Below are 24,526 nucleotides of genomic sequence, written 5' to 3' on the forward strand. Positions count from 1 at the left end.
ATGTTGTCTATTTCTGCTTCAAGCATGCTCACTTATACTTATAAGCTCCGCGTGCTTTCATTGAACTAGAAAAAATAGCTATGCTCTAATTCGTTTAAACAAAATTTAAAAAGTATCGCTTGTTATCTATTTTTGCAAAAGTATTTAGCAAAAGCTCTTGGTAAAATATTTAGCTAAAAGCCTGATTGATAAGCGATACTCATATTTGATATTAGGTTTATTAGTGGCGGAAGTGACGCATGCCAGTAAACACCATGGCCATACCGTGCTCGTCTGCTGCGGCGATGATTTCTTCATCGCGAATTGAGCCACCGGGTTGGATGATACAACTAATACCTGCAGCTGCAGCGGCGTCAATACCATCACGGAATGGGAAGAAGGCATCTGATGCCATTACTGAGTTTTCAACCACTAGGCCTTCGTCGGCTGCTTTAATACCCGCTATTTTAGCTGAATATACGCGGCTCATTTGGCCTGCACCGACACCAATGGTCATGCCGTCTTTGGCGTAAACAATGGCGTTAGATTTAACAAACTTAGCCACTTTCCAGCAGAACATTAAGTCTTTTAATTGTTCAGGGGTTGGTTGACGCTTAGAGACCACTTTAACGTCGGCTAAATCGACCATGCCTTGATCGCGATCTTGTACTAATAAACCGCCATTTACGCGTTTGTAATCTAGGTTGGTGGTTTTAGTATTCCACTCGCCACATTCGAGTAAACGCACGTTAGCTTTAGCGGCAATAATATCGCGTGCTGCTTGGCTCACTTTAGGCGCAATAATCACTTCAACAAACTGACGGTCAACAATGGCCTGGGCCGTTTGTGCATCTAACTCCTGGTTAAACGCAATGATGCCACCAAACGCTGAGGTCGGGTCGGTTTTAAATGCACGGTCGTAAGCTTCTAATAAGTTAGCGCCTAATGCCACACCACAAGGGTTAGCATGCTTAACGATAACGCAGGCTGGGCCTTCAAACTCTTTTACGCATTCCAGGGCTGAGTCTGTGTCGGCGATATTATTGTAAGACAGAGCTTTACCTTGTAACTGAATCGCGCTGGCAACAGAAGCTTCATCAATTTGGGGATCAACATAAAATGCCGCTTTTTGATGGCTGTTTTCACCGTAACGTAAGTCTTGTTTTTTGACAAACTGACTGTTGAACGTACGTGGAAATGCTGAATCGTCATGGCATTCGTCGGTGCTGTGCGCCGGAACCATGGTACCAAAATAGTTAGCTATCATGCCGTCATACGCTGCAGTATGTTCAAACGCTGCAATGGCTAAGTCAAAACGCGTTTCTAAAGTAGTGCTGCCGTTGTTGGCTTGCATTTCTGCTATTACGCGACCGTAGTCTTTAGCGTTAACGACTATTGTTGTGTCTTTGTGGTTTTTAGCGGTGGAGCGAACCATGGTCGGGCCGCCAATGTCGATGTTCTCGACAGCGTCCGCTAAGGTGCAACCTGGTTTAGCAACGGTTTCTGCAAATGGGTACAAGTTAACTGCAACTAAGTCGATAGGCTTAATGGCATTTTGTTCCATGACGATTTCGTCAATACCGCGACGAGCTAAAATGCCGCCGTGAATTTTTGGATGCAGCGTTTTAACGCGACCATCCATAATTTCAGGGTGACCTGTGTAGTCAGAAACTTCCATTACCGGGATATTATTGTCTGCAAGTAGCTTTGCAGTACCGCCCGTAGATAAGAGTTCAACACCTTGTGCATGCAGTGCTTGTGCAAACTCAAGTATTCCAGTTTTATCTGATACGCTTAATAGCGCGCGACGAATTGGTCTGACATTATTCATGTAGGTACAGGGTCCACTAGTTTGATTTTAAGGATCTTTCGTAAAACAGAGTCAGTTTAAGTCTGCTTTACCAAAGTCCCTCAGGTGTCTTTAAATGTTGAAACGCCTTCTTGAATGACTGTGTTGTGTTCCGGCGGACGTATTTTATCGTAAACCGCTTCTGTAAGGTGTTTTTTCTGCGTGATTTCACAATATTGAAATAAGAACAAAGATATATAAAATAATCATCAAAAACCCTTGACCTTAGATTTAACTCTAAGGTTTATACTCAGTTTAAATTAAGATCATGTTGGGGTCATAAATTACCCTCAGCTGAGGTGACGATATGTATCGAATAGGCGAACTTTCTGCCTTGTACGACATTAAGGCAGACACACTGCGGTTTTACGAAAAACACGGCTTGCTGTCGCCATCAAGCCGTTCTGATGCTGGATATCGTTTGTATAACCACAGCGATTCTGAACGACTTAAATTTATTTTACGTGCTAAGGCTGTGGGGTTTTCACTTAACGACATTGCCGATTTATTGTCTATTGAAGTTGATAAGTCAAACCGGGCATGTGCTGAAGTTAAAGGCTTAGTGGATACCAAGCTTGAGCAAGTAGAGGCCAAATTAGCTGAGTTACAACATTTTGTTACCTCGTTAAAAAGTTTATCTAACACGTGTTGTGGCGGACCCGATAGCGCAGAGCATTGTTCGATACTTGAAGCGTTAGAGTCGTCTGATAAACATATTATTGCTAAAAAAGAACATCATCATTTTGCTCATTCGGGTCACAAGGACTAACTATGTTATTGACCAATTTTATGCACTTATTTTTAGAATCTGCCCCATGGTTATTATTGGGTTTAGTATTGGCTGGGTTGTTAAAAGTCTTTGTGCCGATGGCATGGATGCAAAAACAACTGGGCGGTCATGGCATGAAAACCGTAGTGAAAGCAGCGTTATTAGGCGCGCCTTTACCTTTATGCTCGTGTGGTGTTATCCCCGCAGCAGTTGGTTTACGTCGAGCTGGCGCGTCAAAGGCGGCAACAACATCATTTTTAGTGTCTACACCCGAAACCGGTGTTGATTCTATTACGGTATCGTATGTATTACTTGGGCCTTTTATGGCAATTGTGCGCCCAATAGCGGCGATTACCAGTGCGATTGTAGCGGGTTTATTGGTGGGGCGTGATGACGATGACGGCATTCCTGCGTCAGCAACGACTAAAGCACAAACGGCAAATGATTTAGCAGCAGAGACCAAAGTGGTTGCTTCATGTTGTGGGTCTAAATCGACGGCTAAAGTGACATCTACTTTTGAAGCTACAGTTACATCCACACCAAGCGCTAGCACCATGCAAAATGCGAGCGTGAAAATGACTGCGATTAAGCCTGAGTCGGTGTTAAGCCCAATAGCTTCTTTACGACCTTTAGCTGTCGATGCTGCGCCAAAGCAAAGCAGTTGTTGTAGTAGTAAAGCAGCAGTAGGCATTCAAGCTGTTGAGGCTAAAGCTGAGCCTAAGGGTGAGGGATGTTATAGCACTAAAATCAACGCTGAAGATAAAGTTGAAACGGTTAAATCCAGCTGTTGTAGTAGCAAAGCTAAGCCGCAAGTGGAAGCGGTGGCAACAAGCAGTTGTTGCGCATCAAAATCAGCTCCAGCAACGACAAGCCAACAATCTGTAGCCAGTCGTGATGAAGCCAGTTGCTGCGCATCGACTCAAGATATGGCAACAGAGTTGAAGCACAACAGTGTATTCAGCCGAGTGTTAACGGGGTTGCATTATGCGGCTACTGACTTGATCAAAGACACCACTGTATGGTTACTCGTAGGGCTATTTTTTGCAGCCTTAGTACAGACCTATGTGCCCGCTGACTTTTTAGTTAAGTGGGGTGATGGTGTTTTAGCGATGTTAGTGATGGTGTTAGTGTCGATCCCTATGTATATCTGCGCCACGGCCTCAACGCCTATTGCTGCCGGTTTACTATTAGCTGGCGTGTCACCTGGTGCGGTACTGGTATTTATGATGGCAGGACCAGCGACCAACATTGCTACTTTGGGTGTGGTGACTAAGGAGCTAGGTAAACGCGCTTTATTTGGTTATTTAGGTGGCGTAATTGGGGTCGCGTTGGTATTTGGTGTGCTGGTCAATTATCTGGTCGATACTTTTGGTTTTGAAGTGATGCCACAAATTGGCGAAGAACATGCTTTATTACCTGAAGGTGTCGTTGCTGTTTCGGGAATTATACTGGCGGTGTTAATGGCCAAAGTATTATGGGATATGATCCCTAAAGGTAACAAAGAGAAAAGCTGTTGTTCATAGTCATTTTGCCCCTGTTAGTTAGCTAAAATTAGTTGATCAAACCAGCTCGACTAAAACCAGGTTAATAAAACTAGTTTACTGAAAAGTACATGAGCCAGGAAATACACCGCCAGTGATAAATTTCACTGGTTTTTTATTCGCAGGTCAATGCCTTAGTCAATTGGAATGATTGATGGTAAGGGATGTAACTGCACCACTGGCGTAACCCAAAAGTGTTTATTAATCGGTTATAAGGTATCGGTTCAAATATTGGTGACATAGGCTACTAACAAAAATACCGAGCATTTAGCTCGGTATTTTTATGTTGCTTATAATGTCTAAATCAAACTATTTACAGATAAAGCCAGTAATAGGTTATTTGATTTTACTTGCAAAATTATCAGGTGAATTTTTAGATTGCTTAACAGCACGTTTCTCTTTTAATGACAAAACAGGTTGTTTCTTTGATTCTTTTGAATTATTACGTTCTTTGCTCATTTTTATGACTCCTAGTCCGCTTAATGCGTGACTAATTAAATGGTAATTTCTGTTGTCAGTATCCAGTGTGGCAATTAATCAGTTACCTGTTAATTAGTCTCCTGTTCCTAACTTAGCCTTTGAACAATTTACTGAAGCAAACTTATCATTGATATTGCGAATAACGGTGTGAAAAAACCTACCTCTATGATCGTAATTAATCACCTGATTAAGTTGATACTAGCACCTAGTTAGTCAAAAATATCTATTTATTCTATAGATTATTTTGTGCTTAAAAACTCATCTTTAATTATGATCGTTTTGCAGGACAAAATCGGGTATTTCCAGTACGCCCTCGCCCCAATGTTCAAACAAAGCATCATATAAAAATTCGATAAACACTCGATATTTGCGCGGCAGATAAATTCGTTTTGGAAAACTGAGTGTTACCTTGGTTTGCATCATCGGAAAATCTTCTAATATAGGTAATAATTGCAGATTATCAATCGCTTCTTGGGCAATAAAAACGGGTACTGCGGTAATCCCTAAGCCTTCAATAGCAGCTTCTCGAGCAAAAGTGACATTATTGACTTTTAGCTGTGCTGGCGGATCGAGATCTAACCATTGCTTACCATCAAAAATACGCCAGCCACCATCAATATGGGCAGACTGTAATTTAATGGCCGTGTGATTCATTAAATCTTGCGGTATTTTTGGGGTGCCGTGGCGCTTGAGGTAATTCGGGCTTGCCATTAGTAGTCTACTGGCAGTTACGAGTGAGTAACTTTGCAGTTTAGGATCGTGTTGTTCGGTAATTTGAAATAAGAAATCAACACCTTCCTCTATCACATCCACTTTACGATTAGTGAGTTCGGCATCGATAGTGATACTGGGATAAGTGGCTAGAAACCGCGCAAGGATACGACCTAAAAATAATTGTCCTAGCTCGATAGGGCAAATGACTTTTAAATTACCTTTAATTTCTTGTTGGCTAGCGCTAAGAAGATCTTCGGCATTTTGTAAGTCTTGCAGAATTTTACTAATGCGATGGTAGTAGCTGGAACCTGCTTCGGTGAGCTTCAATGATCTTGTGGTGCGAAATAGAAGCTGTACGCCGGCATCGACTTCTAGTTCTGCGACCTTACGGCTTACAGTCGCTTTAGTGATCCCGAGTGCTTTGGCTGCTCCGGTAAAACTGCCTTGTTCAACCACCTGCGAAAAAATTAGTACACGATTTAAATCCATATTGTTACACCTGTGGAACAGTGGGTTGAATTTTTACTATCTAATAAACTAAAGGAAACAGTAGTAAACTAGAGCAGAATAAATTAGGAGTCAAACATGTCTATCAATAAGCGCTTAGTGTTAGTGCCAAGTATTATCCTTGTTTTAGTTGTCGCTGGCATTTATTGGTGGTTACAAGTTCGATTTATCGAGTCAACCGATAATGCCTATGTTGAGGCTGATATTTCTAATATCAGTGTCAAAGTACCAGGTTATATTGTCCAGTCTTCTGTGGTCGATAATCAGCATGTCGGCAAAGGTGAGCTACTGGCCCAACTTGAGGATAGCCAATTTGTTGCTAAGCTAGCACAAAGTAAGGCGATGCTATCTAGCTCGCAAGCTAACTTACAAACCTTAGCTGCGAAAGTTGATTTGCAACAAGCACTCATTAATCAAGCTAGGGCTGCTGTGGTGGCCACACAGTCAGATCAATTAATTGCTCAACAACAATTAAAACGTTCACAGAAGTTAAAAGTTAGTAATTACAGCTCGCAAAATGATGTTGACCAGTTACAAGCTGGTTTCGACTCTGCGTCGGCTCATGTCGATGAAGCACAAGCGGCATTAGTGGCGAAGCAACGTGAATTATCGGTATTTAATGCTCAGTTATTGCAAATGCAGGCAGATGTTGAACAGTCAATGGCTAGTGTAGAGCTAGCCAATATTCAATTGGTAGACACACGTATTACAGCGCCGTTTTCAGGGGTTATTGGTAAGCGTGGTGCAATGGTGGGCCAGTATGTTCAGCCAGGGCAAGCATTGTTTAGCTTAGTGCCAGATACTCAAGTGTGGATAACGGCTAATTTTAAAGAAACTCAAATTGCACATATGCAAGCAGGGCAAACCGTTAAGGTGAGTTTAGATGCCTATCCTGATGATGTATTCACAGGATTTATTGACAGTTTGGCACCCGCATCGGGCTCAAAATTTAGCTTGTTACCGGCAGAAAATGCGACGGGTAATTTTACTAAAATCGTCCAGCGTATTTCGGTGCGTATTCGTCTTGAATCAGACCAATCCTCATCCACTATTGGGCGTATTTTGCCTGGGTTGAGTGCCGTAGTTGAAGTTGACACCAAATCTGCAGCCCAATCACACGCGCTGGCTAAATCGTCTACTGGCGGCGTAATATCAGTATCTGCAGGGCATTAATATGAGCCAATCAGCTTTTGAGGTAAATACTTCTGAAGTCAGCCCTGTTAATAACGTGGATAGCAAACCGACAGGTTATCAGCGAGGTAGCTTTCGATCATGGATGGCCGTTGCTGGTGGACTCATTGGCGCATTTATGGCGATTTTGGATATTCAAATCACTAATGCGTCAATGAAAGAGATCCAAGGTAGTTTAGGGGCCACTTTAGAAGAAGGCAGCTGGATTGCTACTGCTTATTTAGTAGCGGAGATGATCGCTATTCCACTGTCGGGTTGGTTGAGCACCGGATTATCTACCCGTCGTTATTTACTGTGGACTACAGCAGCCTTTATTGTCGCGTCGATACTGTGCTCTTTGTCTTGGAACCTCGAGTCTATGATCGCTTTTAGGGCATTGCAGGGATTCTTTGGTGGGGCATTAATTCCGTTAGCATTTCGACTTATTCTTGAGTTTTTACCTGATAATAAGCGTGCTATGGGTATGGCCTTATTTGGGGTAACAGCAACATTTGCACCCTCTATTGGTCCGACATTGGGCGGTTGGTTAACAGAACAATTTAGTTGGCATTATTTATTCTATATCAACGTGCCGCCAGGATTATTAGTGATGGCGATGTTGGCTTATGGATTAGAGCGTAAACCGATTATTTGGGAAAAACTCAAAAATGCGGATTACTCGGGCATTGTCACGATGGCATTGGGCATGGGCTGCCTAGAAGTCGTGTTAGAAGAGGGTAATCGTAAAGACTGGTTTGGCTCAGACCTTATTCGTAACCTCGCCATTATTGCCGCGGTTAATATTAGTTTATTTATTTGGATCCAGTTACGTAAAGCGCAACCATTAGTCAATATTCGTCTGCTTGCGCAGCGAGACTTTGCTTTATCTACAGTGGCGTACTTCTTACTCGGTATGGCATTATTTGGGGCTATTTACATGATCCCCCTGTATTTATCGCAGATCCATGATTATACCCCGCTAGAAATAGGTGAGGTCATTATGTGGATGGGCTTTCCACAGTTGTTGGTACTGCCATTAGTGCCTAAATTAATGCAGAAGTTTGATCCGCGTTATTTAGCCGCGCTTGGGTTTGCGTTATTTGCCACCAGTTATTATATGAATAGCCATATGACCATGGATTACGCAGGCGATCAGATGATTACCGCGCAAATAGTCCGCGCCTTGGGGCAACCATTTATTTTAGTACCTATTGGTATTTTGGCGACGATGCATTTACAAGCACATGAAAATGCCTCAGCATCAACGGTACTTAATGTTATGCGTAATTTAGGTGGGGCTTTTGGTATTGCATTGGTAGCGACCTTAACCGATAACCTAGCTCGGGTTCATTTAGCGCACATTAAAGAAACGCTACCCGCCGTTAGCGCGCAAGGCTATAACTATATAGCGCACACTAGTTCGATACTGCAAACTGCTGGGTCTGATGCTGTGAGCGCTAATTCACAAGCGTATGCTTTACTTGCTAAAAGTATGTCACAACAAGCGTATATTAAAGCTTATAATGACGTATTTCTTATTATGGCATGTTTTCTTTTTATCGCTGTTATTGCAGTATTGTTTATTCGAAAACCACCAGAAAAAAGCCCGTCAGATGAGCCTAGTGAGGTGCATTAGTCGTGCTAATATGGCGTGCTAGTATGACGAGAGTAGAGCAGAAATAGATAAGGTTTTTGATGATATTACGATGGTTAGATGTTGGTTTTTCTGAGTTGACGCTTGATCAATTATACGGATTACTACAATTACGAGTTGATGTGTTCGTAGTCGAACAGAATTGTCCATACCCTGAGTTAGACGGTAAAGATAAGCACCCACAAACAAGACACTTACTTGGGCAAGATGACCTCGGCAATATCGTGGCTTACAGCCGCGTGTTAGCTCCGAGTATTAGTTACCCTCAAGCAAGTATCGGCCGTGTTGCCGTGGCTAAACCTGCACGAGGTAAGGGTGTTGCCAATCAATTGATGCAAAGTGCTATTGCCATTGCAAAACAACATTGGCCTAATGACAATATTCAAATCGGCGCTCAAGATTATTTACGTCAGTTTTATCAACAACATGGTTTTGTTGTCAACTCAGATGTGTACCTTGAAGACAGCATTAAACATCTTGATATGTTATTAATTTATAATAACTAATGTACATCGGTAAGACCTAATTCGGCGGAGATCTAATACTCTGAGTCGATTACTTATTGATATGTATTGAGGTTGACCATTTAAGGAAAAATAATGTCAGATTACACAATTAATACCCAGCAAATTGTTTGTGTGGCCCAATTTGTGGCAAAGGCGGGCAAGCGTGATGCCTTAGTGGCAGCTTTGGCGAGTTTAGTACCCGATACTCGACGCGAGTCTGGTTGCATTCGTTATGAATTAAATGTCAGTATTGAAGATGATAATAAAGTTGCCTTTGTAGAAAAGTTTGTTGATAGGGCGGCTTTTGATCAACATTGTGCTAAAGATGCTATTCAACATTATTTTCATCATGTGATGCCAGAACTGGTTGAGTCACATCATGTTGAAGTATTTAATCAAGTCATCGCCTAATGGCTTCTATATATTAAATACGGCAATTTCAAGCACATTATTTCAAATACGTTATGTTAAAAATGGCGAGTTCCTGCAGTATAAGTTTCTACACTATAAGTTCTGATGCCATAAATTTAAGTCTGATAATTTAAATCAGGTAATTTAAATAAGGTAATTTAAATCAGATGGCTTAAATATTAAATGTTGCACACAAAAATGCCAGTCTATAGAGACTGGCATTTTCACATCATTAATGTAGTAAGCCGAAGCTTGTAGAAGAATGATTAAAAGTCGTAACGAGCACCAACAGTGAAGATGTTGTCATCTTCTAAATCAACAGTGGCTGTACCCACTTTATGATCGCCTTCATACATAGCATAGTGGCCATAAACTAACGTTGACTTAGATATACGGTAGTCAGCACCTACCGTAATTTGAGTGATGTTTACGTCAGTACCAGTCGCTTCTTTAATATTTTTGTAATAGCTACCAAAGCCTGCTTCATCTTGACCGTATTCAGCTTTTAAGTTTACGCCGTTTAGATCATAAGATACGTTTACGAAGAAAGAGTCACCTTCTTGATCAGATGTTTGGCTTTCAGTGTTTTGGTATAAACCACCGACTTTAAAATCAGCTAATTTAACTTGTGCCACACCACGGTAAGCATCAATACCACCAATAGTGTTATAAGCTGCAGCTACGTAGTAAGGGTGTGCTTTAAGACCTTTGTCACCAATAGTTGCACTTAATGCATATTGATCATCATAAGACTCTTTGCCTGCATCATCAGTGTAGTTGTCTTCCATTAAATACGTTGCATTTAATGTGACTAAACCACCAATCATTGGAGAGTAGTACCAAATACCATCAGCTTTACGTAATTGACCACCAATCATACGGTCAATATCAGCGTTGAAGTTACCGAATAAATCGATGCCACCTTCAGACTGTTTAAACACGGTATCGTTACGGCCGACTAACACAGTACCAGCATCACTTTTTAAACCTAAGAATGTGTTACGCGCTTTAAATACTACTTCGTCACTGCCATTCTTGCCTTCAGTTTGAGTTGTATTTTCTACTTGGAATTCCATTTGGTATAACAGTTCAATACCGTTAGCAAATTTCTCGCTACCTTTAACGCCTAAATTAGAAAAGTTATTTTCTAATACTGTGCCTTCTTTATGGTTTTGAGTTGTTGCGCCTTTATCAGAATTAGTCACAGCTAAATCTAAACGACCATAGAAACTAGGGCCTTCAGCAAGTGTAGCGAAAGAAACTAATGTAAGTACAGATGCTACCGATGCAGAGATTAAGGTTTTTTTCATCTTTCATGCTCCCTAGAACGTTATGTTCTATATTCCATTTTTCATGGTTTTAGTTAGTGAAGTTTGCTGCAGATTCAATTCTGTAACAATCTGGTGCAGATTTTTACAGATTTAGTACCTACTTAGTGTGGGCTAGATCAAATAAACAGGCCCTACTTGAAATTTTGTGCATAATTCTGTGATAACTGCGACCATTTGTATAATTAAATCACAACGCCACTTAGATATATCTCTTTTTGGGTATTTCTATTTGAGTATAAATAGGAAGCTGCTAAACAACAAAAGTTGCAGAAATGTATGTTAGCCCATGTTAATTTAATCATTACGAATATTCGATGATAAATTTTATATCTTTAGTCTAAGAAGGTTATAAATTAAGCATTTTTAAAGCATTTTTGTGATAAGTGCTTTATCGGCTATTGATGCACATCTGTTTAGCTAACCTCAGATTATGGTAACCAGCGCTGAGTCATTATTCTGCGTTGGTCAACTATGCATGAGTATTAACGAGTAATAGGTAGGCTATGGATTCAAAATCCGCGGTGTTTTTAACATTACGAGTAATTAGGCGTTAGGCATTAGTAACTAGAATAAAGGCTGATTTATAGCAGTTTTTTCCAACTGTTATCGTTAATTGAGACTAATCATAACTATAAAATGTGAACATCGGGTGTCGATTATTAAGCCAAAAAGTAACCTTAATAAGATTCATATCGAGCTAATCGTGACAAACGTTTAGCTTTGGCTATAAATCGTTTAAAATTAGCCGCGAAAAATAGTCGTTAATTAGGACGTAATCAATGTTGTCAGAATCTTATACTCATCGTTTTGCGGGCATCGGCCGTTTATATGGCCAAGCTGCTCTGACGACTTTTTCAAAAGCTCATGTGGTGGTGGTGGGTATCGGTGGTGTTGGTACTTGGGTTGCAGAAGCATTAGCAAGAAGTGGTATAGGGCAAATTAGCCTTATTGATTTAGATGATATTTGTGTGACTAATACTAATCGCCAAATACATGCTTTAACTTCAACTATTGGCCAGTCAAAAGTTGAAGTAATGGCAAAGCGGATTAGTGAGATAAATCCTGAGTGTGTGATTAACGAAGTAGAAGACTTTGTAACGTTAGATAATTTAGACCAATACTTTGTTCCAGCCTCACAAGGTGGAACGATTGACTACGTGATTGACTGTATTGATGCGGTAAAACAAAAGGCTGGATTAATCGCTTGGTGTAAACGTAATAAAATTCCATTGGTGACCATAGGCGGTGCTGGTGGGCAAACAGATCCGACATTAATTCAAGTCGCCGACTTAGCTAAAACGGTGCAAGATCCGTTATTAGCTAAAGTGCGCAATATATTGCGCCGAGAATACAATTTCAGTAAAAACCTTCAACGTCGCTTTGCTGTTGATGCGGTGTTTTCTACCCAGCATTTAGTTTATCCCCAAGCAGACGGTACCGTGTGTAATACCAAGGCAAATGCAGAAGGCAGTATGCGAATGGATTGCGCCTCAGGCTTTGGTGCCATCACTATGGTAACGGGAACATTTGGCTTTGTTGCAGTGAGCCGTGTGTTGACTAAATTAGCCGCTAAGTCGGCTTAACATCGTGAAGCCTTACTATAGTCCATTATTGCGGCAAGCTAATGACGAACATTGGTCCGCCAAGTGGTGAAGTAGCAACATAACGAATCGCTCCCTTGAGCTGAGTTGCTGCGTTAAATGCCGCGGCGAGACCTAAGCCTACGCCCCCTTTGTGGCGAGCGGTGGTAAAGAATGGCTCAAAAATATGTTCGGCTATGTCACTGGGAATAACGGCACCATTATTTTGAATTTCGATATAAATACTATTTGGTTCAACCACTACATTAATGTGGATCTTCGCTTGTAGGACATCTTTAAAAGCATGTAAAAATGCATTTGATATCACGTTATTGATGACTTGGGTGAGTAAACTGGCATTACTATAAATCTCTAATGTCTCATCAATACTTATGCTTATTTCGACATTTTGTGGTGAAAATATCATTATTGTTGAGTCTGTAATATCGCGTAATTGATGAAGTAGATTAAACTGGGTGTTTTTCTCTTGGCTTTGCTCTGCCGCAATAGACTTAAATTGTTGGATCAAATAACTGGCACGAGTAATGTTGCTGACAATTAGCTGACTGCTTTGTTGGTATTGTTCTAAAATCCCGTTAATTTGTTCTAATGTGGCATGATCGCTATGGATAAGTTTGATCAAATCTTCTACATGAGACAACTGTGAACTGGCAGCCGTTAAACAAATACCAATAGGGGTATTAATTTCATGAGCAACACCAGACACTAATCCACCTAACGCCGCCATTTTTTCTTTTTCTATAAGAACTTGTTGTGTTCTCTTTAACATCTGCAATGATTGCTCAAGTTCTCTGGTTTGTTCTTTAACTTGGCGAGCAAGCTCATCTTTATAGCTACGTTCTAATAGCAGTAGGCGATCTCGATCTTCAACAGCGTGTAATAGATCGACTTTTGATTGGCGTAATGCTTGATAAGATCCCCTAATTTGTTGTTGCATTGTATTCACGGCTTCTGCGACTAAACTGAATTCATCTCGTTGTGGTTTACGATTAAAGTCTAAGGGCGTATAGGTTTTATCTAAGCTAATACCATCGCAATACTGGCTTAATTGGCGAAGATGCTTAGTAACATTGAACCACACCAGAAACAAGATAAACCCTGCAACGAAGAATGTTTTGATCGCGTTGGACAATAAAATGAGGATTGCTTTATTGTATAAACGATCATAAATCACATTTAGATCGGCTTGTACGATAAGCGTGCCTACAGGAATGCTTTCATTATTAGTGTAAATTAACGGAAATTGCTTTTCGATAACGGCCTTTTTTTTATATTCGCCAAAGTGCCACTCTTGATTACTGTCGTCACGGATAGAAATATAGTTTATGTCAGGTAACTGACTTAAACCATGGAGCTGGGTGTTGATTAAATGTTCATCTATTACCCATATGCTAGCTGCTAGCACATCTAAATTGACTGCTTCTATACTAGAAAAAACCCGATCAATTCTACTTACATCATTTTGGTAATCGCTGACTAGCTGATAAGCGGTGGTTACAATTGTAATTAAAGAGCTAAATACCACAATAGAAAGCGTCAATTTTCGAGCTATCGGACTTTGCAACAACTGTCGTATGGATATCAGCATAATTTCTTCAATGTGATTTAATTAAGGGCAATGATTTACCTGCAATATAAGGCACTTACAGTGTATTCCGATAGTATTAATTGTAATGTTATGTATTTTATTTAAGCATAGCTTGAAAGGCCTAATATACTGTAGATAAACATAAATAAATATGCACATAGCCGCATGTTTACTGGCATATATTTTGCTTAGTCTTAGTAGGATCGAAAATCTGACACTGCGAGTAAGCTATGATGAAAATGAAAGTAAGTTCAATAAAGTTGTTTAATAGCAAGCGTTTGTTCGTAAGTGCTATGTCATGGGTTGTCGTAACATGCACTAGTTTACTGTTTGCGCCTAAAGATTTATTGGCGTTTTTATCGCTAGACCATCTTGTTAATCAATATAGTCAGTTTATTGGCTTAGGGTTAATTATGGGTGTGGCTTATTTTTTAAGTCAAATATTTGCCTTTATTGTCGATGAGTCCATCGTATTTTTACGTCAAAAACGTACTGTAGAAACCATTGATGCAAAAGTAAAACTACTTGATCCGGCTGAAAGAGCTTTGCTACGCGAATTCTTTTTACAAGGACAAACTATTTTAACCTTGCCACAAAACGAGTTAGCGGTGAAAAACTTGCTTAACACTAGCATACTAGAGATGTTAGGAAATGAACGTCACTATGCGATTCAGGGGCCAACGGCTGAATATAAAATTTCGATGCAAGCTCGTAATTATTTAAATCGTGATGTATTACGTTTACCTGCAGGCGAGCCAAGTGCAGAAGAGATGACTTATTTGATAAAAACGCGGCCACACTTTATTAATGGATTAGTTCAATCGCGAAAACATGCCGCGTAATAAGGAACTGTTAGCTGAAGTTGGTCTGCGTGAGTAAAAAAAGATGGGGGCCACAGAGCCCCCAGTCTGGCACAAAAACACTCCATGTGTTTTATCGCCAATGTATTATTCGCAAGGAAGTATCCATATTGATAATGAATAATAAGCAGTAAAATAACTTAACCTAATAAAAGACTTACTTAGTAGGCGCAGATTTCACAATAAACATCCACATTAGATAAGACATTATTCCAAAGGTACAAAAAATTACCATCATAGAAAGTAATCCTATCGCGTTACCAAACATTAAATCCAACCAAAATGCCATGATATTTATCCTCTGGAATATGAAATCATGATCATCATAAAGTCAAAGTTACGCCACAATACTGATCTTGATCAATCTTCAGCCGTCATAATGTTATCTTTGTGTAAAATTGCTAATTAGCTCACAAAAAATCCTCTATTCATCTCAATGAGCGACTATGAATGACTTTTGAGCAATTAAATGCTTTTTATAGAAAAGAATAGGTAAAGGGCTTGCGATTATTAAATGCAAAGGTATAATCGCCAACACTCAATTGTGACAATATAAATTGAGTCATAGCGTTATTAGTTTTGCAAAGAGATTTGGATTAGTCAGATAACTTTGCAAAGCTAAATGTAGCTTAACAGTCTTTGCCTGAGTGATGAAATTGGTATACATGGGGGATTCAAAATCCCCTGCTTCGCGGCGTGTCGGTTCGAGTCCGACCTCAGGTACCATTATTTAAAAAGCCCCGTTCTTAATTGAACGGGGCTTTTTAATGTGTATAATTTATTGATTTTATAGATTAATTATATAGATAATGGTTTGTTAATTACTATTTAACCTGGTGATAGTAGCTAACGTCGCTTTAGGCGCTTCAGCTGATAAAACCTATATATGCTCCACTATTGAGATATGGCTAATCAAGTAATAACTGGTGAGTTTGATGGTTCAAAGGTATTCGAAAAAGGAGCTGAAGGACTCGTTGGTGGCGCTATAGGTAAAGCCGCTGCGAAACTTGCTGTTGCTGGAAGGGGGCTCCCTAATAATTCAACAACACAAGCTGCACATAATATGTCTGAATCATCATCTCAAAGAGTTCTAGCTGGTTCAAAATCTTTGAGTTCAACTCCTGGAAATCGTGTTGTGGCTGAGGTTAAAGCTGGTGCGGCGTATGGGACAGGGGTAGCTGCAGGTGATTTAGGAGCAGAAAAATTAAATGAAAAGCAGTAATGATTTATTTAAATATACTATTTATTCAATTGGAGCTGGCTTAGCTAGTTTTATATTCGTATTACTTCTAAACATCACTGGGCAATATTTCGGCTTTAAACAAAATGAAAATGTACCGATTGACGAAATCGGGTACATTAATGTCATTTTGTTTTTGATTACTATTGCAATTGAAGCCGCAGCCGCATATGGGCTAGTTTTTAGCTTAATTCATAAGGTATTTAGATTTAAATAAGAACACATGTTGATGATCCACAGGGCTTAAGAAATTTTGCGTTCTGGTTAGTCTTGATTCGTATCTTGTTTGTTCTGTTGCCGGATTGATTGGTTATTTTTCAGCGGAACACTGGCCAATCTTTTTCGGAACCGAAGCAACGTTAGGGCGGAATATACACCTGTATATTTCGCCTTGTTTGACCAGCGTTCCGTTTTTCTTTGGTCATGATAGTCAAAACAATCTTGCCAGCATTCCGTTAGAGATTGGCCACTAGTTCACTGCATTATGCTCACTTGTTGATTTTTTGTCAGGTGGTGATGAGCCTTTTTAGACCCATTGTAGAGTCTGGGAGACGAAAATCAGGATCACTGAAGGCTAGTGCTAACTCTTCGCTTATGAGCTGAAGGCCACCTCTGAATTATCAATATAAATAAAGCTGCTTTCTTTTTACTGAACTGATAACGCCAAGTTCTTTGGCAACAAGTAGATAATTCAGCACTGCATAGCCATAGATCTTGCTCATACTTTGACAGCAGTGAGTCCCCGAAGTTCTGGAGGGTGAGCCGCATGAACTATTGCCTACTCGAACTGCTCTTAAACGTTAAATACAGCCTCGGCGCTTATAGCTGGCTTGCCACTCTTTAAACAGCTCTGTTAGCCTAGCTTCATTTTGTTTACTGCCAGATGCTTTTTTGTCTTTTACTTTGGTTTTTTCTTTACCTAGGTCAACACCCGATAGCTCTTTACTGTACATCTTCGGGGTAACATGGCTGTAGTGTTGTTCAATCATGGCAATGCTGGTTCCACACTGTTTAGCTAATACCTCCATGCTGACGTTACCAGACATTAGTTGCCATGTGATGTAAGTATGACGCAGGGAGTACAACGTTCTGACACCATGTGGTGACGACTTCAAACCAATTTCCGATATCGCTTTTTCAAACGCCTTACCGAGTTCTTTGCTCGAAGTTCCATCCGCTAGTTTAAATAGCTTGTCTGAAGGTTTTCTATTAGGAAATCGTTCTCGTAATGATTGAACGCTGGAGAATATTTCATCACGGCATACGACTTCTCGGATACCTGTATGCTTGACCGTTTTGCCTTTTCTCACAGTGATATAGAAGATAATGTTGTGTTCATTAGTATCGATATTGATGTCACCCCACGTGAGGCTTTCCATCTCCGTACCGGGTCGAATACCCGTATTAACTGCAAATTCCATGTAGTCGAGAAGTAGCTCACGAATTTGGCGGGTTTTTTCCCTAATACTGTTTTGCTCAAGTGCTAATACCGCATCGAAGGCTCTTTCATATTCCTCATGAGAGAAATGTGCTCGACGTTGCGATCCCGCACCTTTGGTCGATAGGGGAGGGACTTGAGCTGCTAACATCCATTTATGATCTACTGCTTCTTTAAAAACCAACTGCATGGCGGCGTTGTGATTCAGCAGCGTTGATTTGGCAGGGACACGCTGGAATTGTTCAATACGCCATTTATCAAACTCACGCAGCTTTTCACTATCAATTGAGGTAATGTAAATACGGTCGAAAAAAGGGATATGGTACTTACGCAATACCTGAATATAAGTCTTATAGTTAAGTGCCCCAGTTTCATTATCCAGAGCCTCTTGCATGTTGATAATTGCTTTTTCAGCTACATCGCGAAAGCGTTTTGTGCTGACCAGAATATTACGGTCAGCCATGAATTGGTATTCCATTTGAAGCCGATAGGCCATGCCGATGGCTTTCTCTTTTTCTTTCTGCTTAGTCGCTTTAGAATGCCACTTACCAGCTACTTTGATGCGGGCATACCAACGCTTGCTATTGTCTTGTAGGTAGACGTATAGTTCGTCTGAAATATCGTGTCTTTCAACCTGTTTGCTCATAGTCTGATTCTGAAGTGGTTTTGCAAAGAATTTGCAAAGTAAGATATTTATAACGTAACTAGCTGATAATTAATAGCCATTTTACACACTATCTATTCAAAATCCCCTGCTTCGCGGCGTGTCGGTTCGAGTCCGACCTCAGGTACCATTATTTAAAAAGCCCCGTTCTTAATTGAACGGGGCTTTTTAATGTGTATAATTTATTGATTTTATAGATTAATTATATAGATAATGGTTTGTTAATTACTATTTAACCTGGTGATAGTAGCTAACGTCGCTTTAGGCGCTTCAGCTGATAAAACCTATATATGCTCCACTATTGAGATAAAAGTCATCTCACTCATCTATGGATAGCTTGAGTCATCAATTTTCGTTTCAGTGCGTATCAGTTAACTATAATAGGATAACGATAACTATTTATGTTATGTGAATGCAGCCTTAAATCATTATCAATAGTCTTTACCTTGCGAATTCAATTTTGATCCAAAATAAATAGCTTAAAATATAACCTGTATTATTTTGGCGCTGTTGTAGGTAAATGTTGTCTATACTTAATGAGTGAAGCTAACTGATTGAGGGTAAAGTAAATGAAAGCAAAATTATTTGTGAGTAAACTTAACCAGATAACAAAAGCACTTATCTCTATGACTCCAGCTCAGAGAGAGGTAGTTCACCAGTCAATTCAAGCATTAGATACCGAAATCCCTATAGATGAGCTGTTCCAACCACTTTTTGATTCAAGCCAGTTCAAAAAGTGGGGGAAAGCAGGTGGAGTACAACGATATCGCTGCAATAGCTGCAGTAAAACGTTTAACAACAAGACTAATACCCCGCTAGCTAGGCTGCATAAGAGCTGCATTTGGGTCGAGTATGCCCACTGTATGGCGTTGCGGTTAACGCTGAGGCAGGCGGCTAGAGTCTGTGGTATTAATCTTAAAACAGCCTTTTTATGGCGACATCGATTTCTTCAGGCTCAGGCAGGGAAAAATGATGACAAACTATCGGGCATTATCGAGGTTGATGAATTCTTTCTTGCCTATTCTGAAAAAGGTAATAAAACACTCGGTTCAGGTCAAAAAGCCAGAAAGCGCGGTGGTGATATTGATAAACGTACTAAAGAAGGCCAAGTTGCGGTGCTTCTTTCCATTGACCGCAGTAAACACATGATAGCGCCAATTTTATCTGCTGATACGTCTTCAGAAATATCCATTAATCTTACTGAAAACATTGAAGAAAATTCAGTGCTTTGCAGCGATGGTGCATGGGCATATGTGAAGATAGCCAAACTAAAGCACTGTGACCATAAGCGATTGATAAATGGGAAAATCAGAGTGATGGATAATATTTATCACATTCAGACTGTCAATGGTGCAATAGCGAATTTTAAAGCCTGGGTAAACGGAAGTATGAAGGGAGTAGCTACAAAATATTTATCGAATTATCTCGCTTGGTTTAAGGAAAGCAGCGCAAAGCTAGATAAACGGCAAATACTGTTGTCCGCTTACGGTAGACAACAGTATTATGGAACATAGCCATTATTTTTGTACTAAGTTAAGTGCATGTAAACAAAGTTTAATATAAGATCTGAAATTATTTATATTAAATAAATAGTATATTATCAATTGGTTATGTTTATTTTTAGGGTTGTTGTGTGGCATGTTTGGTTTTTCATCGCTATACAGTATTGCGATCTTACATGCAGGGCTTTAGTTTGACCTATATTCGTCAATTTTTGACGCTGATAAGAAGGAGTTTCCATGCCAGTACAATTTAATGTCCAAATTGGTTCTTTTCGTAAAATCAACAAGATCCCGAATGCTTGGTCAAATAATGATTACCTTCAATTGATGGCTATTATGGGCTTAAATGATGGTTTGGAAGACATGGAGGCCACTGAACTTAGAGAGATGTGCATGATGTCTCTAAATGATTTAGAGGCTAATGAAGCAGCTAAAATCGTCTTAACCCATTTATTCAGTGAGTTGGCTGAAGGCAAAATTGATCAGTTAAGTAATGATATGATTGGCGATAGAATGTGGGAGGAGTATTCTGATTGCTTACTTCATGAAGGTTTTTTTAGTGCGTATGCATTACTGAGAGAAGCATTTAATGGTGTTTTCGCCGAGCCTACCGGTGTTGAGTTTATGGTTGATGTCACCGCAACAGATGCAAACGATTTAACCATATTCGATGAGTCATTGCATGCCTCAATGGTACGTCTTTTAGCGTCAGGTTTATCCCCTGATGCGTTATTACATCGATTATTTGAAGATCAAATCACCGGTACCCAATTTCCTGAAGCCGCAGGGATATTGTGGAAATTAGAAGCCGTATCAAGTGAAGGTTTATCTCGTCAGTTTAAGGTGGTCAGCTCAGACTTTTGGTTTGGAAAGCTGGCTAATACAGAGCAATTTGAAGCTTCTTCTCATGCAGATGAATCTGATGAAGAAGAATAATTAGCTTTATAATTTTCATTGTTTTACCTAATAAAAAAACCAGCTGAATAATACAGCTGGTTTTTTTTATATCATTTTGGCAGTGCCAAATTAATGATTACTATTATTAGTGCTTACGACGACGCAATGCCGCTAATGGAAGTAATAGTGCAGTTAACCAACCCATAGAACCACCAGAAGATTTCTCTTCTTTCTTGGTGACGGTAACAGTTGCTGTTCCTGCATCACTCTCTAAACGAGTGTCTGATGCTGTAACAGAGAACTTAATGGTGTTATCACCAGATGGCGCAGTAAAACTAATTGCTGGACCGCCGTTGCTGAACGCAACAGTAGTACCACTAGTTTGAACCCAGTTATATGTTAAGGTATCGCCATCAGCATCTTTACCATTGGCTTTAGCTGTAACAACAAAACCTTCAGTACTTGTCATGCCTGTAGGCGCAACAGTTGGCTTGGTGTTGTTAATCATAACTGAAACCATTGCAGGTTTTGAACGATTACCCATGGTATCAATTGCAATAACTTGCGCTTCCATGGTTTCGCTCATTTGGTCGATAACAGCAGTAGCACTTAAGCTTACTTTACCTTTGTTGTCGATCATGAACATGCTTGAGTTTGAGCTCATAACAATAAATTCAGACACAGGGCTCGTTAGCATATCAGGATCTGTAGCCATTACTTGACCAAGTTCAGTACCTGCAGCAGCACCTTTGTCGACATAAACGACTAAGTCTTCAACCGTTGGGGCTACGTTACCTGCATCTGTAGTGTTAGCAACTACTGACATAGCACCGTTTTCTGACAGTAGCATATAACCTAATGAGTTATCGCCAACTTGGCTAACAAGCATTGCGCTTTCACCTGGTTGAAGTTCACTGACCGCTTCGCCTTCAGCATCAACTAAACCAGCACTTGCATCTGGACCTACTAATGCTAACGTTCCTTCAGTTTCATCACCTGAACCTGTTGGATTAGGTGAATAATCAGCTTCTTCAACACGGAAACGAACGCCAACAGAGTTGCCTAAATCAGCAGCTGTTAAGCCCATATCTTCAAAACAAACTTTAGTGGTTAAGAAATTATTACCAGTAACATGATATGCCGGTTCTAAAGTACCGTTACCACTACCAAAAGGAGCTACAAAACCATAAAAAGCGCGTGGATATGCGTCATTAAACCATTGTAGATTCACTGTAGTTGAGGTGTAATCCCAAGAGCCGTCATTGTCTAGGTCGTAATCAACGTTATAGCTTGCAACTAAACCATGAACAATTGGATCTCGCATTTGGAAGGTATTCCAAATTGCTAGGCCTTCGTCACATGATCCACTACCAGAAAGTTCACTTGATGCATTGATTAAGTCATGACGTATTGCCATGTTTTTAGGGCTGGTAGCAATAAGTGGCGCGCTGAATGGTGCAGTGATTGCTGTAGCACCCACGTTAGTTAATGTTCTTACAATACCGTCAGCGGTCACTTCTGTTGAAACAGATGCAGCAGCGGCAGCTTTTGGTAGAATATGATAAACAACATGTAGTGCTTGCTCTTCTCCATCCATGAACTTAATAGCACCGTCGTATTCAGACAATGTTAATGCAGTTGAAGCATCTTCTGCATCACCGTCAAGTTCATATGATGATGTTAACGTCCATTCAGGTAACTTAGTTGGGTCGATTGTCACTGTTACGTCAAACATTTTCGTTTGACCTGCAAGGATTTTGATACTTGCTGGCATATCAAAAGATACAGCCGCAGAATCGATATCATTTTGGAAGCGTTGCTCTGCCATTAACGTGTAAGTTTTCGTTTCTGAAGAGAAATTTTTCACCGAAATAGTTTTAGTCATTGATGTTGTTTCACTTAATGAAACAAGACCAAATGCTAAAGCTGCTTGCATAGTCGTTTTGTCATAAGCGATAACTGGTAGATTGATTGATTTCTCAATATCAACAAGACCAGCACCAATATAACTGATTGGCGCTAATTCAGCGTCTGCATTTAATCCAATAGGCTCAATCGTGACATTCAAGTTTGCCGCGTTCATCATAGTAGCCTTAATTTCAAGCGCGCTACGATTTGGCAATGCCTCTTTTACAATACTCATTGCGCCAGCTGTAATCGGGCTAGAGAAAGATGTGCCGCTGATAGGAGACAAACCGTCGCCAAGACCCGGATGTGCAGTCATAATTGACGTACCAGGAGCAGTGATTTCAGGCTTTAATGTACCGGCAATAGAAGGACCGCGTGATGTAAACGTAGCAATGGCACCAGCAGTAGTGACTTCTACAGATGTAATTGAGAAGGCTACATCACCTTTTGCTATTTCCGCTTTTAGAGCATCACCTTCTTCTTTAGAAATCATTACAGATGGAATTGTCACTAGAGGATCTGAACCGCCCATTGCGGATGCCCCAGCCCCAGCAGCATTGTTTGCAACAATAACAAAAGGTGCGCCTTTGGCTTGAGCGTTAAGTACTTTACTCGTAAAGTTACAAGCGCCGCGATCAATAATAGGGATTAGACCAGTAAAATCTACGTCACTAGCAAATGCAGTACAGCCGTTCAAATTGGTTGTAGGCACAACTAATTTTGCTGTAGTACTGTCGAAAGAGTAAGTATTTGTAGTATTGAAACTCGCCGCAACCGCTGTTAATTCAACACCAGCAGCTGTCGCATCAATTTTACCAACGGGTGTGGTCGGGTGAGTCATTGCGCCAACAGATAATGCATTAACTGATGTACTTGGGCCGCCAACAACAAATGGTGTCGCGCCATCGTTACCCGCAGAAATAACAAGGTTTACGCCAAGCTCAACCATTTCATCGATAAGTTCTTGAACTGCACCGCCTTTGGTATCACCAAAGTCACCACCTAATGACATATTAACTGTGTTTACACGGTCAGTTATATCTCCATCACCGTTTGGATCCATTGCTGCTTCTAGTGCATTAAGCTGAGCAAGACCTGGACAACCTGAGTTACATACTGAGTAAACATATAGTTCAACATCAGGCGCTATACCAACAACTGAATGGCTAACGTGAGTACCGTGGTTGGTATCAACATCAATCGGGTTTGGGTCATTATTGATAAAATCATATCCACCGGCAACTTTACCTTGTGGCCAGTTTGGCATGTCAGCTTTTGCTGCAACAGCAGCTTGATAGTCAGCAATAAGACCTGAGCCACCCAATGCTTTATGGGTATAATCAACACCAGTGTCTAGTACCGCTACTTTTTGCCCTTTACCAGAAGCAATTCCTGCTTCAATTACTGCTGTTGCACCAATGTAATCAGCACTATCAGCTACGTCTAGTTCGTAGTCATATATAGGCAATATATCAGCAACTTCAGAATTATTAAGAAGTGCCATCAATTGGTTTTTATCAGCTTTAACTAAAATTGAGTTAACCAAGTTAGACGTTTGGCCAACAACCTGAATATCAGCACCTAAGCTTTCAATTGCGCTTAATACTCGCGATTGAGATTGCTTAATAGATATTGAAGCTTGAGTAGAAGAAACTTTAGATAAACGAGCTTGCTGTGATACAGATTGAGTATTAAGTTTGATCATCCAAGCCGAAACGGTTGATTGTTTTTCTGCTTTGCTGACTTTTAAACCAGCATACTCATCGTTTGCTTGGTTTGTTGTATTGTACTTATTTGCAGGTTCTGCAAAGCAAGCGCCAGAGACTAATACAGCCGAAATGGCTAGTGCTAATTTTGTCTTCACAACTTCTTCCTTGTTTTAGACACCACTCAATTTTGGAGATATCGCAGTAACAC

20 protein-coding genes and 1 tRNA gene are annotated in these 24,526 nt (G+C 40.3%); 13 read left to right on the forward strand and 8 right to left on the reverse strand.

The features are described 5' to 3' along the window. Nucleotides 1-220 precede the first annotated feature (220 nt). Nucleotides 221-1,810 carry a bifunctional phosphoribosylaminoimidazolecarboxamide formyltransferase/IMP cyclohydrolase gene (gene purH / locus EGC82_RS03980; RefSeq protein ID WP_124729606.1) on the reverse strand — a complete coding sequence of 530 codons (1,590 nt, stop codon included), beginning with the start codon at nt 1,808-1,810 and terminating at the stop codon, nt 221-223. Between the two features lie 325 nt (nt 1,811-2,135). On the opposite strand from purH, the gene zntR reads away from it, so the two are divergent. Together zntR and EGC82_RS03990 are read left to right on the forward strand one after the other, a co-directional pair. After that, nucleotides 2,136-2,597, forward strand: a complete 462-nt coding sequence (gene zntR, locus EGC82_RS03985) for a Zn(2+)-responsive transcriptional regulator (RefSeq protein ID WP_124729607.1) — start codon at nt 2,136-2,138, stop codon at nt 2,595-2,597. A 2-nt stretch (nt 2,598-2,599) separates the two neighbouring features. Beyond that, entirely contained in the window at nt 2,600-4,120 is a 1,521-nt protein-coding gene (locus tag EGC82_RS03990) for an SO_0444 family Cu/Zn efflux transporter (RefSeq protein WP_124729608.1), read from the forward strand. A 354-nt stretch (nt 4,121-4,474) separates the two neighbouring features. Here EGC82_RS03990 and EGC82_RS21705 read toward each other — a convergent pair whose 3' ends face one another. Together EGC82_RS21705 and EGC82_RS03995 are read right to left on the reverse strand one after the other, a co-directional pair. Beyond that, nucleotides 4,475-4,597 carry a hypothetical protein gene (locus tag EGC82_RS21705; protein ID WP_279630024.1) on the reverse strand — a complete coding sequence of 41 codons (123 nt, stop codon included), beginning with the start codon at nt 4,595-4,597 and terminating at the stop codon, nt 4,475-4,477. A 285-nt stretch (nt 4,598-4,882) separates the two neighbouring features. Continuing rightward, a complete protein-coding gene (locus EGC82_RS03995) occupies nt 4,883-5,821 on the reverse strand; it encodes a LysR family transcriptional regulator (protein ID WP_124729609.1) in 939 nt (312 codons plus the stop codon). 96 nt (nt 5,822-5,917) lie between these two features. Here EGC82_RS03995 and EGC82_RS04000 point away from each other — a divergent pair, with 96 nt between their 5' ends. The 4 genes from EGC82_RS04000 to EGC82_RS04015 all read left to right on the forward strand — a co-directional run bounded on the left by EGC82_RS04000 (nt 5,918) and on the right by EGC82_RS04015 (nt 9,580). After that, a complete protein-coding gene (locus tag EGC82_RS04000; RefSeq protein WP_124729610.1) occupies nt 5,918-7,012 on the forward strand; it encodes an HlyD family secretion protein in 1,095 nt (364 codons plus the stop codon). A 1-nt stretch (nt 7,013) separates the two neighbouring features. After that, the gene (locus tag EGC82_RS04005; protein WP_164839085.1) at nt 7,014-8,645 is read left to right on the forward strand and encodes a DHA2 family efflux MFS transporter permease subunit; all 1,632 of its coding nucleotides are present in this window, start codon (nt 7,014-7,016) and stop codon (nt 8,643-8,645) included. A 59-nt stretch (nt 8,646-8,704) separates the two neighbouring features. Next, the gene (locus tag EGC82_RS04010; protein ID WP_124729611.1) at nt 8,705-9,169 is read left to right on the forward strand and encodes a GNAT family N-acetyltransferase; all 465 of its coding nucleotides are present in this window, start codon (nt 8,705-8,707) and stop codon (nt 9,167-9,169) included. A gap of 93 nt (nt 9,170-9,262) precedes the next feature. Further along, a complete protein-coding gene (locus tag EGC82_RS04015) occupies nt 9,263-9,580 on the forward strand; it encodes a putative quinol monooxygenase (RefSeq protein ID WP_124729612.1) in 318 nt (105 codons plus the stop codon). Between the two features lie 266 nt (nt 9,581-9,846). Here the strand turns inward: EGC82_RS04015 and EGC82_RS04020 are convergent, their stop codons facing one another. Beyond that, on the reverse strand, nt 9,847-10,890 hold the full coding sequence (locus EGC82_RS04020; RefSeq protein WP_124729613.1) for a porin: 1,044 nt from the start codon (nt 10,888-10,890) through the stop codon (nt 9,847-9,849). Nucleotides 10,891-11,690: 800 nt separating this feature from the next. Here EGC82_RS04020 and tcdA point away from each other — a divergent pair. Then, the gene (tcdA, locus tag EGC82_RS04025) at nt 11,691-12,494 is read left to right on the forward strand and encodes a tRNA cyclic N6-threonylcarbamoyladenosine(37) synthase TcdA (RefSeq protein ID WP_415837619.1); all 804 of its coding nucleotides are present in this window, start codon (nt 11,691-11,693) and stop codon (nt 12,492-12,494) included. A 25-nt stretch (nt 12,495-12,519) separates the two neighbouring features. Here the strand turns inward: tcdA and EGC82_RS04030 are convergent, their stop codons facing one another. After that, nucleotides 12,520-14,100, reverse strand: coding sequence for a sensor histidine kinase (locus EGC82_RS04030; protein WP_124729614.1), 1,581 nt, complete (start codon nt 14,098-14,100; stop codon nt 12,520-12,522). A 230-nt stretch (nt 14,101-14,330) separates the two neighbouring features. On the opposite strand from EGC82_RS04030, the gene EGC82_RS04035 reads away from it, so the two are divergent. Then, entirely contained in the window at nt 14,331-14,942 is a 612-nt protein-coding gene (locus EGC82_RS04035) for a superinfection exclusion B family protein (RefSeq protein WP_124729615.1), read from the forward strand. Between the two features lie 175 nt (nt 14,943-15,117). Here EGC82_RS04035 and EGC82_RS04040 read toward each other — a convergent pair whose 3' ends face one another. After that, the gene (locus EGC82_RS04040) at nt 15,118-15,249 is read right to left on the reverse strand and encodes a DUF3149 domain-containing protein (protein ID WP_101086224.1); all 132 of its coding nucleotides are present in this window, start codon (nt 15,247-15,249) and stop codon (nt 15,118-15,120) included. 352 nt (nt 15,250-15,601) lie between these two features. Here EGC82_RS04040 and EGC82_RS04045 point away from each other — a divergent pair. The 3 genes from EGC82_RS04045 to EGC82_RS04055 all read left to right on the forward strand — a co-directional run bounded on the left by EGC82_RS04045 (nt 15,602) and on the right by EGC82_RS04055 (nt 16,417). Next, nucleotides 15,602-15,686, forward strand: a tRNA-Leu gene (locus EGC82_RS04045). Nucleotides 15,687-15,864: 178 nt separating this feature from the next. Continuing rightward, the gene (locus EGC82_RS04050; RefSeq protein ID WP_124729616.1) at nt 15,865-16,182 is read left to right on the forward strand and encodes a hypothetical protein; all 318 of its coding nucleotides are present in this window, start codon (nt 15,865-15,867) and stop codon (nt 16,180-16,182) included. Further along, nucleotides 16,169-16,417, forward strand: a complete 249-nt coding sequence (locus EGC82_RS04055; RefSeq protein WP_124729617.1) for a hypothetical protein — start codon at nt 16,169-16,171, stop codon at nt 16,415-16,417. The genes EGC82_RS04050 and EGC82_RS04055 overlap by 14 nt, the downstream gene beginning before the upstream one ends. Nucleotides 16,418-17,000: 583 nt before the next feature. Here the strand turns inward: EGC82_RS04055 and EGC82_RS04060 are convergent. Further along, on the reverse strand, nt 17,001-18,284 hold the full coding sequence (locus tag EGC82_RS04060; RefSeq protein ID WP_164839086.1) for a tyrosine-type recombinase/integrase: 1,284 nt from the start codon (nt 18,282-18,284) through the stop codon (nt 17,001-17,003). 587 nt (nt 18,285-18,871) lie between these two features. On the opposite strand from EGC82_RS04060, the gene EGC82_RS04065 reads away from it, so the two are divergent. Together EGC82_RS04065 and EGC82_RS04070 are read left to right on the forward strand one after the other, a co-directional pair. Beyond that, a complete protein-coding gene (locus tag EGC82_RS04065; RefSeq protein ID WP_124729619.1) occupies nt 18,872-19,816 on the forward strand; it encodes an IS1595 family transposase in 945 nt (314 codons plus the stop codon). Between the two features lie 225 nt (nt 19,817-20,041). Beyond that, entirely contained in the window at nt 20,042-20,740 is a 699-nt protein-coding gene (locus EGC82_RS04070) for a hypothetical protein (RefSeq protein ID WP_124729620.1), read from the forward strand. 106 nt (nt 20,741-20,846) lie between these two features. Here the strand turns inward: EGC82_RS04070 and EGC82_RS04075 are convergent, their stop codons facing one another. Beyond that, nucleotides 20,847-24,473 carry a S8 family serine peptidase gene (locus EGC82_RS04075; protein WP_124729621.1) on the reverse strand — a complete coding sequence of 1,209 codons (3,627 nt, stop codon included), beginning with the start codon at nt 24,471-24,473 and terminating at the stop codon, nt 20,847-20,849. Nucleotides 24,474-24,526 lie beyond the last annotated feature (53 nt).

The organism is Shewanella livingstonensis (genome assembly GCF_003855395.1).
Taxonomy (GTDB): Bacteria; Pseudomonadota; Gammaproteobacteria; order Enterobacterales; family Shewanellaceae; genus Shewanella; species Shewanella livingstonensis.